Origin of the sequence: Chitinophaga sp. RCC_12 (assembly GCF_041360695.1) — a bacterium.
Taxonomy (GTDB): domain Bacteria; phylum Bacteroidota; class Bacteroidia; order Chitinophagales; family Chitinophagaceae; genus Chitinophaga.
This window is the reverse complement of record NZ_JBFUPS010000010.1, coordinates 335,760-349,645: the sequence shown is the minus strand read 5'-3', so window position 1 is coordinate 349,645 and position 13,886 is coordinate 335,760. Positions and strand designations below refer to the sequence as shown.

The 13,886-nt window shown below is 47.6% G+C and carries 12 protein-coding genes; 5 read left to right on the top strand and 7 right to left on the bottom strand.

Features of this window, described 5'->3' with window-relative positions:
* Positions 1–114: 114 nt before the first annotated feature.
* A complete protein-coding gene (gene fmt, locus AB6805_RS26330) occupies positions 115–1,041 on the top strand; it encodes a methionyl-tRNA formyltransferase (protein WP_370912438.1) in 927 nt (308 codons plus the stop codon).
* Positions 1,042–1,266: 225 nt separating this feature from the next.
* Here the strand turns inward: fmt and AB6805_RS26325 are convergent, their stop codons facing one another.
* The 7 genes from AB6805_RS26325 to hemH all read right to left on the bottom strand — a co-directional run bounded on the left by AB6805_RS26325 (position 1,267) and on the right by hemH (position 9,685).
* A complete protein-coding gene (locus tag AB6805_RS26325) occupies positions 1,267–2,235 on the bottom strand; it encodes a LysM peptidoglycan-binding domain-containing protein (protein WP_370912437.1) in 969 nt (322 codons plus the stop codon).
* 284 nt (positions 2,236–2,519) lie between these two features.
* The gene (locus AB6805_RS26320; protein WP_370912436.1) at positions 2,520–3,923 is read right to left on the bottom strand and encodes an RNA methyltransferase; all 1,404 of its coding nucleotides are present in this window, start codon (positions 3,921–3,923) and stop codon (positions 2,520–2,522) included.
* A 338-nt stretch (positions 3,924–4,261) separates the two neighbouring features.
* On the bottom strand, positions 4,262–5,728 hold the full coding sequence (locus AB6805_RS26315; RefSeq protein WP_370912435.1) for an NAD(P)(+) transhydrogenase (Re/Si-specific) subunit beta: 1,467 nt from the start codon (positions 5,726–5,728) through the stop codon (positions 4,262–4,264).
* A gap of 24 nt (positions 5,729–5,752) precedes the next feature.
* Entirely contained in the window at positions 5,753–6,064 is a 312-nt protein-coding gene (locus AB6805_RS26310) for an NAD(P) transhydrogenase subunit alpha (RefSeq protein WP_079470407.1), read from the bottom strand.
* A 30-nt stretch (positions 6,065–6,094) separates the two neighbouring features.
* The gene (locus AB6805_RS26305; protein WP_370912434.1) at positions 6,095–7,225 is read right to left on the bottom strand and encodes a Re/Si-specific NAD(P)(+) transhydrogenase subunit alpha; all 1,131 of its coding nucleotides are present in this window, start codon (positions 7,223–7,225) and stop codon (positions 6,095–6,097) included.
* Between the two features lie 60 nt (positions 7,226–7,285).
* On the bottom strand, positions 7,286–8,632 hold the full coding sequence (gene hemG, locus AB6805_RS26300; RefSeq protein WP_370912433.1) for a protoporphyrinogen oxidase: 1,347 nt from the start codon (positions 8,630–8,632) through the stop codon (positions 7,286–7,288).
* 9 nt (positions 8,633–8,641) lie between these two features.
* A complete protein-coding gene (gene hemH, locus AB6805_RS26295) occupies positions 8,642–9,685 on the bottom strand; it encodes a ferrochelatase (protein WP_370912432.1) in 1,044 nt (347 codons plus the stop codon).
* 228 nt (positions 9,686–9,913) lie between these two features.
* On the opposite strand from hemH, the gene hemA reads away from it, so the two are divergent.
* The 4 genes from hemA to hemE are packed head-to-tail and all read left to right on the top strand — an operon-like array spanning position 9,914 to position 13,886.
* On the top strand, positions 9,914–11,167 hold the full coding sequence (hemA, locus tag AB6805_RS26290; protein WP_370912431.1) for a glutamyl-tRNA reductase: 1,254 nt from the start codon (positions 9,914–9,916) through the stop codon (positions 11,165–11,167).
* 4 nt (positions 11,168–11,171) lie between these two features.
* Complete coding sequence (gene hemC, locus AB6805_RS26285) at positions 11,172–12,092, top strand: hydroxymethylbilane synthase (RefSeq protein ID WP_370912430.1); 921 nt, start codon at positions 11,172–11,174, stop codon at positions 12,090–12,092.
* Positions 12,082–12,861, top strand: coding sequence for a uroporphyrinogen-III synthase (locus AB6805_RS26280; protein WP_370912429.1), 780 nt, complete (start codon positions 12,082–12,084; stop codon positions 12,859–12,861). The genes hemC and AB6805_RS26280 overlap by 11 nt, the downstream gene beginning before the upstream one ends.
* Positions 12,858–13,886: a uroporphyrinogen decarboxylase gene (gene hemE, locus AB6805_RS26275; protein ID WP_079470414.1), complete on the top strand. Its 1,029-nt coding sequence runs from the start codon at positions 12,858–12,860 to the stop codon at positions 13,884–13,886. Before AB6805_RS26280 ends, hemE begins: the two co-directional genes overlap by 4 nt.

Below are 13,886 nucleotides of genomic sequence, written 5' to 3'. Positions count from 1 at the left end.
CAGGAACGTGGATAAATGGGGGACGGGTATTAAAATAAAAAAAAAGACCGCATCATTTATTTATGATACAGCCTCTTCGCTAAAATCCGCGAAAGGTCGTTATTTTTGCATCCTATGAGTAAAGATCTTCGCATTGTTTTTATGGGGACCCCTGATTTTGCAGTGGCCTCCCTCGATATATTAGTACAGAACGGATTTAACGTAGTGGGTGTAATCACAGCGCCCGATAAGCCCGCCGGTCGTGGTTTACAGCTGCAGGAAAGCGCAGTGAAACAATATGCAGTACGTAAAGGGCTCACTATTTTACAACCGGAGAAACTGAAAAATCCTGATTTCATCGCCGCCTTAAAAGACCTGAAAGCCGACCTGCAGGTAGTAGTGGCATTTCGCATGTTGCCTGAAATAGTATGGAATATGCCGCCCGAAGGCACTATCAATGTACACGCCTCCCTGCTGCCCAACTACCGCGGCGCAGCGCCTATTAACTGGGCCATCATTAATGGCGAAAAAGAGTCCGGCGTTACCACCTTCAAACTACAGCATGAAATAGATACCGGCGACATCCTGTTGAGCGACAAAGTAGCCATCCGTGAAGATGAAACCGCCGGTGAACTGCATGATGCCCTCATGCAAACAGGCGCCCGCTTACTGCTGAGAACTGTACAAGCCATTGCTGCCGGCGATATAAAGGAAACGCCGCAGGCCAATATTCCTGCAGCAGCAATAAAACATGCGCCAAAAATTTTCAAGGAAACCTGCCAGATCAACTGGCAGGAGCCATTAAATAACATCTACAACCTGGTACGCGGCCTTAGTCCCTGCCCCGCCGCCTGGACTACCTTCCAGGGCAAAACGCTGAAGATATACAAAGCCCATAAGGAACTTACTACACCCGCAAAAGCACCAGGCGACTTCGATACCGATCAAAAAACCTATATAAAAATAGCAGCTCCGGACGGCTATCTCTACCTGGATGAAATCCAGCTGGAAGGCAAGAAGAAAATGGATGTAGAGTCGTTCCTCCGGGGTTATCGCTTCTAATCGCGCGGATTTTGTCTTTCTCAGGATTACGCTGATTATACTGATTACCTGGATTTTTACTTTTGGATTTTTTTGGATTTTTCAGGTTTTCTTAAAATAATAATTAAGGGAGATAAAAGCGAATATATCCGCTTCTATCTCCCTTAATCCTTTATAAAATCCAAAAGTAAAAATCCAGCTAATCAGTATAATCAGCGTAATCAGCGGGAAAGACAAAATCCGCGATCAATCCTCGTAGCTCAGTTCGCAGTAGAACTTCGTTTCGTTGCTGCCGAGTGCCTGCATGGCGCTGTCGCTCAACTTGATGATAAGGCCTGCATTGGCTTTCATCTGTGGTATTACGTCCAGTACTTTGGCGTATACCGCTTTGCCGTTGAGAGGGTTGGTTACTTTGATGATAGTGCCGCGTGGTGCAGTGTTGTGCAGCGCATAGTATTTGCCTACCGCATTGCTCTTAAACCAGGTACCAGGGCCTTTTTCGGAAGTAGTTTTTTTGCCGTTATTGGTTTGCTGCTCATACAATTGTTCAAAATCAGTGCTGCTGCTAACAGGTGCAGCTTTAACCGGGGCAGGGGCAGGAGCGGGAGTTTCTGTTACTTCTGCTACGGGGCGTGTTTCAGGTTCTTTCTTAGCTGTTTCCTTTTCTGCCGGAGGTGGGGGTGGCGGTGGTGCCAGTGTAACCACTGGTTCAGGCGCCGGTGTGGCTTTCTCCTTTACTTTTTCAGGACGGGGAGTTGCTTCTGCAGCAGCTCCGCCGGCTTTCATAAAGCCCACAACTATGTAGCTGTTTTTTTTGAGTCCATCTCCTGAAAAATTATTCCATTGACGGATATTATCCAGCGGCACTTTATTGTAGTTCACGCTTACACGGTATAAAGTTTCTTTTTCGGATACTTTATGATATACGGGTTTGCCGGATGCATCCGCCTTTTGTGAGAAATTGGCGGTAGTGAGCGGGATGTGAAGCTTGTGGCCAAGCTGTAATCCCTGTTCCATGTTCACTTTATTGGCCGCAGCAATTTCCTTCGGTGGTAATCCGTAAGCGCGGCTAAGGCTATAAAAATTTTCTCCTTTTTTAACAACATGGGATATATAGAGAGCGGGGGAAGTACCTTGTACTTCCAGCGTGTCCTGCGCCTGCGCCGCCGCTGCACTAAAACCAAACAAGACGATTGATAGAATCGATTTTATCATACTAACTCTGTTTATGATGGATATGCTGACTACTGCTCTCTTTCATTTTTTACGGAAACATCTGTTCCGCAAAGCATATTAATCCGGTATCACAGCAGCAGCAGATCCTGAATTTTTATCTGCTATTTCGGGCAACGAATATATGCGTTAAAATTGACAAAATTATTTAATAAACCAAACGGAGAAAACCCCTTTTTGTTGTGGCCGCCGGTATAAACGGCGCCCCGTTGGCACTGTATTTCAAAGCTGGTATCATTCCCGGATAAATAGCGGCCGGCTGTTTTTTACATCCCGGTAATTTCTTTCAGGATGCGCAATTCTTTGGGGTAGTAATTGTTCATGCGGTTGGGTAAAATTTTCGCCCAGCCGAGGTTCATGTCCTCATATCTTACCAGTGCCCATCCACGCACCCTTGTATTCACTCCCGGATCCTCCTTTCTCAGGTATTGTAATGCCTGGCGCAAATCCAGGGATACCACCGGCAGCTCATCGGATACCAATGTACTGGCTGCCAGCTGATGATCTGGAATTAATTCCTTCGCACTGGGATGCCCCGCTTTTACACCCGCCTTGCGAATATACAATTGTTGCCGCAACAATGGTATTTCTGCTGCCACCAAAGGTGGCAAAATCAATACTTCTTCCTGGTGCATGAAATACTGGTAGCTATCCGGTACATTTATCCAGGGGGTAATCACTTCCTGCTGGCGGGCAGTTAATGCTGTTGATTTATGCTGCTTCGGTTTACGCGGCGTTTCGCTGCTGCGCTTACGGAAGGCAGCTATAAAAAACCCTTCTCCCTTCAGTTTGTCGGGGTAAAACCGGTAACCGGTACAATTTCGTTTGTGCGTTACCGTTGCAATAATATTCCATTCCGGGTTCAGGGTAACCGGGATATTTTCCAGCTCAAAATGATCCGCCAGCCAATCCAGGATCGTTTCATCTTCTTCCGCAGAAAAAGAACAGGTAGAATAAATGACAACGCCGCCTTCTTTTACACTTGGCAGCATATCTGCCATAATCCTTTGCTGCCGCTGGCTGCACAGCGTTACATTTTCCAGCGACCACTCCTCCACCAGTTCCGGATCGCGGCGAAATAAACCGGAGCCGGAGCAAGGCGCATCCACTACTGCCAGGTCGAAATAACCAGGCAATCGTGAAAAGTCACGCGGATCATTATTACTCACCACTACATTCGCAGCACCCCATTTTGTGAGATTGTCGGACAACAATGCAGCGCGTGGCTTAATTACCTCATTAGCTACCAACAGGCTATCCTGGCTGATCAGGGATTGCAGCAAAGTGGATTTTCCGCCCGGAGCAGCGCAAAGATCCAACACCTTCAGCGGTTGCGAAAGATCCACTGTTGCCCGCACCATCTGTTCCAGGAACATAGAAGATGCCTCCTGCACATAATAAGCACCCGCATGAAAATAAGGATCAAAAGTAAAGGAAGGCCGTTCCGGCAAATAATACCCTTCCCTGCTCCAGGGAACCGGGGTGGCGCCGGTGACAGACAAGGATTGCAGCACGGCTGCCGCCCGTTCCGGCATTTTTATTTTATTGGGATTCAATCGCAGTGAAGTAATCTTTTCGGCGGCGGCATGCACCTGCTCAAATGTTTCCCGGTTATAACCCGGAAGTCCCGCTAACGAATCTAATAGCGCTGCTGGTAATTGACTGGACAAAGGAAATTTTTTTTCGCAAATTTAGCAAAAATGCGGAGATATGAGCGTAGGTTGTCTTTCTCAGGATTACGCTGATTTTACTGATTAACTGGATTTGATCACTTTGGATTTTAAAGGATTTTGGGAGATAGAAGCGGATTTTGTCTTTCTCGCTGATTACGCTGATTATACTGATTTAGGGATTTGATCACTTTGGATTTTAAAGGATTTGGGTAGATATAAGCGGATATATTCGCTTTTATCTACCAAAATCTTCTTAAATCCTTTATAAAATCCAAAAAAATAAAATCAAACAAATCAGTAAAATCAGCGTAATCCTGAGAAAGACAAAATTCGCGTTAGACCTCCTTGATAGCGGAAAGCAGCTCCTGCAACACCTTCTTGGCGTCGCCGAAAAGCATGGAGGTTTTGGGTTGGAAGAAGAGGTCATTTTCGATACCGGCATAGCCAGGTTTCATGCTGCGTTTATTGACTATTACCACTTTGGCGTTTTCAACTTCCAGGATAGGCATGCCGTAAATAGGGCTGGCGGGATCGCTCTTCGCTGCCGGGTTTACCACATCATTGGCGCCTAAGATTAATACCGCATCTGTTGTGGGAAATTCGGCGTTGGCATCTTCCATTTCCAACAACTTTTCATAGGGCACATCTGCTTCGGCCAGCAGCACATTCATATGTCCGGGCATACGGCCTGCTACCGGGTGGATCGCATATTTTACTTCCACTCCTTTCTCTTCCAGCTGCTTCTCCAACTCGTGACAGGCATGCTGGGCCTGTGCCACCGCCAAACCATAACCCGGTACAATGATCACTTTATTGGCATATGCCAGTACTACGGCGGCATCATTCAAACTAATTTCTTTATAGTTGCCCTGCTCCTTTCCGGAGGCAGCAGCGCCGGTCGCACCACCGCCGAAAGAGCCTATCAGCACGTTTTTCAGGGAACGGTTCATGGCCTTACACATGAGGATGGTGAGAATCGTTCCTGCTGAACCTACCAGGATACCACCTGTGAGCATGACGGGATTACTGTACAGGAACCCGCCACAGGCCGCGGCTACGCCTGTAAATGAATTCAACAGGGAAATCACCACCGGCATATCTGCCCCGCCAATCGGCAGCACGAATAATACCCCATAGAACAATGCCAGCAGGAAAATAACATAAAATACAACGATGCCTGTTCCTGGCGACAAACCAAAGATACACACCAGCCAAACAGACAGCCCTACTATCAGCACCAATACGCCCATGTTGAGGAAGTGCTGTCCATTGAAGGAAAAATCCTTCACCTTTCCGGTGAGCTTTCCCCAGGCAACAATGCTGCCCGCACAGGATACCGCGCCAATGATCAGGCTCAGCAAAATGATGATCACCATTCCTTTGGATGCAGACGACTCCAGTAACTGAAGTGCCAGATGATCGTCAGAAACAGGTGCATATAAATTTTTTATCAGCTTGATCAGGTGGTCAAATTCCACGATAGAAATAAGCGCCGCACATGCACCGCCCATCCCGTTGAACATGCTTACCATTTCCGGCATGGCCGTCATCTTCACTTTCTTTGCAGACAACACGCCTATTACACCACCAACGACGAGCCCGGTGAATATCCAGCCATAATTATGCAGGGGGGCATCATTTACCCGGTAGAGAAAGATAGTGCCGAGGATAGCCAGCGACATTCCTGCGGCAGCCACCAGATTGCCTTTTCGGGCAGTGTCCGGTTTACTTAACATTTTCAGTCCGAGGATAAAAGTAACAGAGCCGATCAGGTAAATAATTGATAAAATGCTGGATCCCATAAGTATTATACTTTTAGCCGTTAGCTATTTCTTTTTGCCTTTGAACATTTCCAGCATACGGTCGGTGACTACAAAACCACCTACCACATTGATCGTACCCAGGATCACCGCCAGGAAGCCGATGATCAGCGCGGGATAATTATCCGCTTCGGCCTTCCCCATCACAATAATGGCCCCGATAATTACAACGCCGTGAATAGCGTTGGCGCCGCTCATCAACGGTGTATGCAATACAGACGGTACCCTCGAAATCACTTCTATTCCTAAAAAAACAGACAGGATAACGATGTAGATAAGATCGATATGCTGGTGAAGAAAAGTTAAAATATATTCCATATCAGACGGGTATTTTTACGATCTCGACTACTAAGCTGGCTGCATCAGGTTTTTCACACGGTCATTCACAATTTCACCGTTGTGCGTAATACAGGCGCCTTTCACAATATCATCTTCAAAGTTCAGGTGCAACGCTCCCTCTTTTGTTAATATCAGTTTCAGGAAATTGAATAGATTCTTTGCATATAACTTGCTGGCATCCGCCGGCATAGTGGCAGGCAGGTTGGAATTCCCGATGATGGTAACTCCTTTGTACTGCACGGTTTCATTGTTCTTGGTAACGCTGGTGTTACCCCCCGTTGCGGCGGCAAGATCTACGATCACAGAACCTGCACGCATGCGATCCAGCATGTCGCTGCTTACAAGTACAGGTGCGGCTTTACCCGGGATCTGCGCAGTAGTGATCACAATATCTGCTTTCGCAATGCTCTCCGCAATACGTTGTTGCTGCTGCTGCTTATAGGTTTCGCTTTGTTCTACCGCATAGCCGCCGGCGGAGGAAGCATCTGCCGCTCCTTCCACTTCCACAAACTTGGCACCCAGGCTCATCACTTCTTCTTTTACCGCAGGCCTGGTGTCAAATACTTCCACCACAGCACCCAAACGGCGGGCAGTGGCAATAGCCTGCAAACCAGCTACTCCGGCGCCTAATATCAATACTTTGGCGGGAGCAATACTGCCTGCTGCAGTCATAAACATAGGAAAGTAACGGGAATAGCTATACGCAGCCAGCAATACCGCCTTATAACCGGCTATATTGGCCTGGGAACTAAGCACATCCATTACCTGCGCACGGGTGGTGCGCGGGATGGTATCCAGGCTGAATGCGGTGATATTACGGGACGCCCAGTGCTCCACCTCGTTTACACGGTACAGCGGTTGCAGAATACCCGCGATAATTTTCCCGGAAGGGATCTGGTCTGTTATTTCTTTTGACGGAGGCTGCAGCGTAAAGATGATATCTGCCCCCGTGAGGATGTCCGCAGCTGTTTTTATTTCCGCACCCGCCTGCATATAGGCGTCGTCGTTATAAAAAGCATTGTCGCCGGCTCCCTGCTCCACCCACACGGTTACCGACATTTGCTGCAGTTGCTTTACTACTTCAGGGACAAGAGACACCCTGGTTTCGCCGTTTTTTTCTTTTAAAATTCCTGCAATCATCTGGTGGAAATTTATAATGGAATTTAAAGAAAAAACGGCAACAACGAACTATTTTTCTGTTTAATTTTTCTTCAGCGAAGCGGCCAAAGCAGCCGCATGTTGCAGTAAAGCCGGGATGGCTACGCCTTGCAGGTAGTTTCCTGCAATATGAATACCTGGATATTTTTTTTCAAAGTCTGTTACGGCATTCCGCAACTTAACATGACCAACATTCAACTGTGGAATAGCCTTATTCCAGGTGCTGAACCGCTGCATCACCGGCGGAGCCGACAGGTGCAGTAAAGTCTGTACTTCCGAAACCACCTGCTGTTGCAAGGCTTCCGGATCCATCTGGTCAAACAGGCGCTCCTGCCTCGCTCCTCCCAGGAATACCGTAAACAGGATTTTTCCTGCAGGCGCCTTATCCGGGAAGATAGCAGAGTTGCAGATAGCACCGAGGAAATGCATATTTTCCGCATTCGGTACCAGGAAACCAAAGCCTTCCAGCGGCTGTGGCAGCGCAGCAGCGTCGAAGCCCAGGTGCAGCACGCCCATGCGGGGATAATGAATGTTGTTTAATAAGGCTGCGGTGGCCGCATCAAGTTGGGTGATGGTTTCTGCGGTGCTGTATGCGGGAGTGGTCAGTACAACTTTTGAAGCAGCATAACTTTCCGAAACACCGTTTTCCACCGCACTCACAATATACCCGCCATTGGCGGCTGTGATACCGGTTACGTTGCAATTAAGGCGTACAGGGGTAGTGAGCAACTGTTGTAAACGGTTTGTGAGCAGCTGGTTGCCGCCTTTAAAGCTGATAATTTTCCGGCCGCCCATAGCGCCTTTGTCTTTCATCAGTCCTTTCGTTACGCTGCCGTATTCCCGCTCCCACCGCGGGAGTGCAGGTAATACTTCCGCTACGCTCATCAGGTCGGGATTACCGGCATAAATGCCTGATAATACCGGATCAAAAACATATTCTGCAATCTCTTTATTAAATCTTCTTGTTACAAAATCACTGACCGTTTCTTCTCCAGATATGGTTGCCGGTTTACGGAAGCGCTCTGTAAACAGCCGCCACTTGCTGCTCCGGCTGAGGTACGGGGAAGCCATGATCTTAAAAGGATGAGGAGAAACGGCATGCAGTTGTTTTCTTCTTACCAGGAAGCGGTTCTTGCTGGCGGCGGCAGCGGTCAGGATTTCCTTGTCCAGGCCCAGTTCTGTAAAGTATTGCAGCAGTTCAGGAGAGGCAGCAATGGTATTGGCGCCTGCATCCAGCTCAAAACCATTTTCCCGTATAGATTTCATTACGCCCCCGCTATGATCAGAAACCTCCAGTACCTGGTAAGGTACCTGCAGTTTCTGCAATTCATATGCAATACTCAGCCCGGACAGGCCGGCGCCGACAATCAATACGAGTTGATCGGACATATGTTAAATTTAAACGGCTTCGGTTGCGATTATCTGCGTGCAATATTTAACCACTGCTTTTACCCACAACGGGTGAATATTCAAACACGGAATCATGGTGAAGGATTCACCGCCACTGTTCAGAAAAGAATGCTTCCCTTCCACTGCAATCTCCTCCAGTGTTTCCAGGCAATCTGACACAAAAGCAGGACACACGATCAACAGTCTTTTTTTCCCTTCGGCGGGCAATGTTTCCAGCAAACCTGCGGTGTAGGGCTTCAGCCACTCTTCACGGCCCAGCCTCGACTGGAAAGAGATGCCCCATTTTTCCCGCGGCAATCCCAGCTTTTCCGCTACCAGCTCAGTGGTCACTGTAATCTGGTGACGGTAGCAGTAGTCGTGTGCGGGCGATTTTACATGACAGCAGTCGTTTATCTTCATACAATGAGCGCCGGTAGGATCAGCTTTGCGCATATGCCTTTCCGGTAACCCATGATAACTGAATAATACGTAATCATAGTCCTGCTGAAGATATGGGCGCATGCTTTCTGTAAGTGCATGGATATAGTCCGGTTCATCATAAAACGGCGGCACTACCGACAGCTTGAATTTGTATTTTTTCTTTTTATAGATTTCCTGTGCGTATTCCACTGCTGTTTCATAAGAAGACATGGCATAATGCGGATACAGCGGCAACAGCACTACTTCTTTCAGATCAGGATTTTGTTTGAGCAGGTTGTCGTAAGCTACCTGCGGATGCGGATTACCATAGCGCATGGCTATTTCTACCGGAATCTCCATATCGTTCTGCACCGCCATCTGCAGCTGCTTTGTTAAAGCCACCAATGGTGATCCTTCTTCCCACCAGATAGATTCATAAGCCCGGGCAGATTGCTCCGCACGCTTAGGCACAATGATACCTTCAATTAAGATCTTGCGGAACAACCACGGATAATCAATTACACGCTTGTCCATCAGGAACTCATTCAGATAACGCCTAACATCCGGCACAGCGGTAGAATCAGGCGATCCGAGGTTCATTAATACTATTCCAACATCAGATTTAGATACCATTTCTTTTAAATTGGTGCAAAAGTAAGCAAAAAGCCGAAAGCGAAAAGCATTATAGTCGCCACGTAGCCTGCATGATTAGTGTCATTCTTTTGTAAAGGCAAAACCTGATAAAAATCATTTTTTCGTCGTAATGATTACCAGTAGTAGAAATGACACACTAATGACAGCTAACCCCTTTTGTTTGGGACGTATGAAAGTACTTTTGCAACCGGAAGCTTATACAAAATCATGCAGGTCAGTCATTCAAAAGAAATAGCAAATTTTCATATCGTTGGCATCAACTATAAGAAAACAGACGCTGCTATCAGGGGATTATACGCCATCAATCCGGCTCAGTATCAACAACTCCTGGAGCATGCCAGGGTAGTGCAATTAGACGATCTTTTTGTGCTCTCTACATGCAACAGAACGGAAGTATACGGATTTGCAGCGAACCCCGGGCAGTTGTTGGATTTGCTTTGCAGGGAATCAAACGGCGACAGAAGCCAGTTGGAAGAATTAGCTTATACCAAATCGGGAGAAGAAGCTATCAGGCATTTGTACCAGGTAGGTACCGGCCTCGACTCCCAGATCCTCGGCGACTACGAAATCATAGGTCAGATACGTAACGCCACTAAATTTGCCAAAGCGCATCATAGCCTCGGCAGCTTCCTGGAAAGGCTTGTTAACAGCGTTTTACAGGTTTCCAAACTCATCAAAACTGAAACAGGACTCAGCAAAGGCACGGTATCAGTGGCTTTTGCCACCGTGAGAATGCTGGAACGCATTTGTCCTGATATAAAAGATAAAAAGATTGTATTGCTGGGTGTAGGCAAAATTGGCCGCAATACCTGCAAGAACATGATTGAATACCTCGGCGTAAAAGAAGTAACCCTTATTAACCGCACCCTGCAGGTGGCCGCCGAATTCGCCGGTCAGCACGGGCTGAAATACGCTCCTATCGAAGATATGGTCAGCGAAATGCAGCAGGCAGATGTGATCCTTGTTGCTTCCAATGCCCCGCATCCGACGGTATTGGCCAAACACCTTGGCAACACTTCTCCCAAACTCATCGTCGACTTATCCATTCCTTTCAACGTAGAAGCTGCAGTAGGTGAACTCCCGCATATCACCCTGGTGAATGTGGATGAACTCTCCAAAGTACAGGACGAAACCCTGCAAAACAGGCTGGTAGAAGTACCAAAGGCGATCTCCATCATCGATGAGCATATGGAGGAATTCCTTTACTGGTATAAAATGCGCAAACACGCGGTAGTTTTGAAAGCCGTGAAAGATAAGCTGCAGGAAATTCATACCCGCGAAATACAGCAACAGAAAAACGGAGGACACTACAACATGGAGGATATCGAACTCGTATCTTCCCGTATCATACAAAAAATGATTAATCTCATGGCTGGTAAAGTACGCAAGGAAACAGACAAAAGCGACCAGTACATCGCCATGATCAACGATATTTTTGAGACCGGAGTTAACCAGGAATAAACAAATGGATAAAGTTATCAGGATAGGCACAAGAGAAAGTCAGCTGGCCTTGTGGCAGGCAAACCAGGTAAATGATCTGCTCACCGCACAAGGTTACCGTACAGAACTGGTACCTATCAAAAGCGAAGGAGATATAGACCTGGTAACACCCCTGTATGAAATAGGCGTACAGGGCATCTTCACTAAAAGCCTCGATCTGGCATTGCTCAATAACCGTATAGACATTGCCGTTCACTCCTTCAAAGACGTTCCCACACAACTGCCGAAGCAAATTGTACATGCCGCTATCCTGCAACGCGGGCCGGTAAAAGATTTGCTGGTATATAAAAACGATACAAATTTCCTTTCACAACCCGGTTATATAGCGAACATCGCTACCAGCAGTGTGCGCCGTAAAGCCCAGTGGCTGCGGAAATATCCACAACACCAGCTGCATAACCTGCGGGGTAATGTAAATACCCGCCTGAAGAAACTGGCGGAGGAAAACTGGGACGGCGCCATTTTCGCGGTAGCCGGACTGGAAAGGATCAACGTCCGTCCTGCCAATTCCATTGATCTCGACTGGATGTTACCGGCGCCTGCACAAGGTGCAGTGGTGACAGTTTGCAGGGAAGATGATCAGTTTTGCCTGGATGCCTGCGCAGCTTTTAACCACGCAGAAACCGCACTCACTACACATATTGAACGCGAATTTTTACGCACGCTGATGGGCGGATGCACCACCCCTATCAGCGCTTACGCATATATACAAAACAATCACATACATTTCAACGGCGAACTGTGTAGCCTCGATGGCGCCCGGTTCTTCTCTGTTTCACGCGAAGTGCCACTGGAACAAGCCAAACACCTCGGACAGGAAGCTGCGGAAGATATTATGGCCCAGGGCGGCGCTGAAATTGTAGCACAGATCAGAAATGCAAAATGATAAATACCGCATATTAAGCACCAGGCATTTAACAGACAGCTCTGTGGTTGTTGCTGGTGAAAGTGGTATTCACATAGATGTACAGGATTTTATACAGATAAAGCCGGTAACACTTCCTTCATTAAAAGGCAATAAACCCGGTTGGAACGATACCAGTATATCTGATATTTTTCAGGCGCCCAATGTATCGGTTTTTACAAGTGCCAACGCACTGAAAGTGCTGAAACAACATTACTTTGGCGTGAATGGCCTGCGCAATGGTCTCGGAACTACTTTTCTTACTGACAATGCCCGTATTGGCTGTATCTCCGGTAAAACGCTGGAAAAGGCCCTTGAAATTTTCCCAGGCGCTGAAATACTGGCGTCCTCTCCTTATGGTAGCGAGCTGGCGGCAGCCATCATCGCATTAGGAAATATCAGTGAGGTAAATTTCTATTGCGGCACCCAGAGAAGAAACGAACTACCGGACGCATTAAAGCAGGCAGGTATTACCGTCCATGAATATGTGATCTACGAGAATATTCCTGCACCGGCTGTAATAGCGGACCATTACGACGGCATATTATTTTTCAGTCCCAGTGCGGTAAAAAGTTACCTGTCGGCCAACCGCCTAAACAGTAAAACCGTTTGCTTCGCTATCGGCAGGACAACTGCCACCGAACTGCGGGAACACACCGATAACAAAATTATTATCAGCACCGATATCAGCGAAGAAAGCATGGTGCAAACTGCTATATTTTATTTTAACAACATTAACTGCTACGAATGAGCGCATTGAAGAACGACTTATTGCTGAAGGCCCTTAAAGGCGAAACTGTTTCCCGCACACCGGTATGGATGATGCGTCAGGCTGGTCGCTATTTACCGGATTATATCAAACTGCGTGATAAATATACGTTCTTTGAACGCTGCGAAAACCCGGAGCTGGCAACAGAAATAACGGTGATGCCGGTAGACCAGGTAGGCGTTGATGCTGCTATTATCTTCTCCGATATCCTGGTAGTTCCCCAGGCAATGGGTATGGAAGTACAGCTGGTGGAAAAAGTAGGACCACTTCTCCCCGCTCCCATTAAAACCGCGCAGGACCTGCAGCGTTTATGCGTTCCCGATGTACAGGAAAGATTGCACTATGTATTTGATGCCCTGAAGCTCACCAAAAAAACACTGGATGGCAGGGTACCGCTGATCGGCTTTGGTGGCGCTCCCTGGACCTTACTCTGCTACATGGTGCAAGGCAAAGGATCCAAAACGTTTGATGAAGCAAAAGCATTCTGTTATCAGCAACCAGCCGTAGCACACCAGCTGTTGCAGATGATCACCGATACCACCATCGCTTACCTGAAAGCACAGGTAGCCGCAGGCGCTGATACCGTTCAGGTATTTGACTCCTGGGGGGGATTACTCAGCCCGCAGGACTTCGAAGTATTCTCTTTACAATATATCCGCCAGATAGTAGCCGCGATGAAGGATGTTTGTCCGACTATCGTATTTGCAAAAGGCGCCTGGTTTGCCCTGGAAGACATGGCCGCTACCGGCGCGCACGGACTGGGCATCGACTGGTGTATTAAACCGGAACTGGCCCGCCAGTTTGCCGGCAGCAACATCACCCTGCAGGGAAATTTTGACCCGGCTAAATTGCTGGCGCCCATCCCTGAAATAGAAAAGGCCGTAAAGGAAATGCTGAAAGGCTTTGGCAGACAGCGTTACATTGCCAACCTGGGACATGGTATCTTACCAAATGTTCCGGTTGATCACGCCAAAGCATTTGTGGAAACAGTTAAAGCACACGGATAA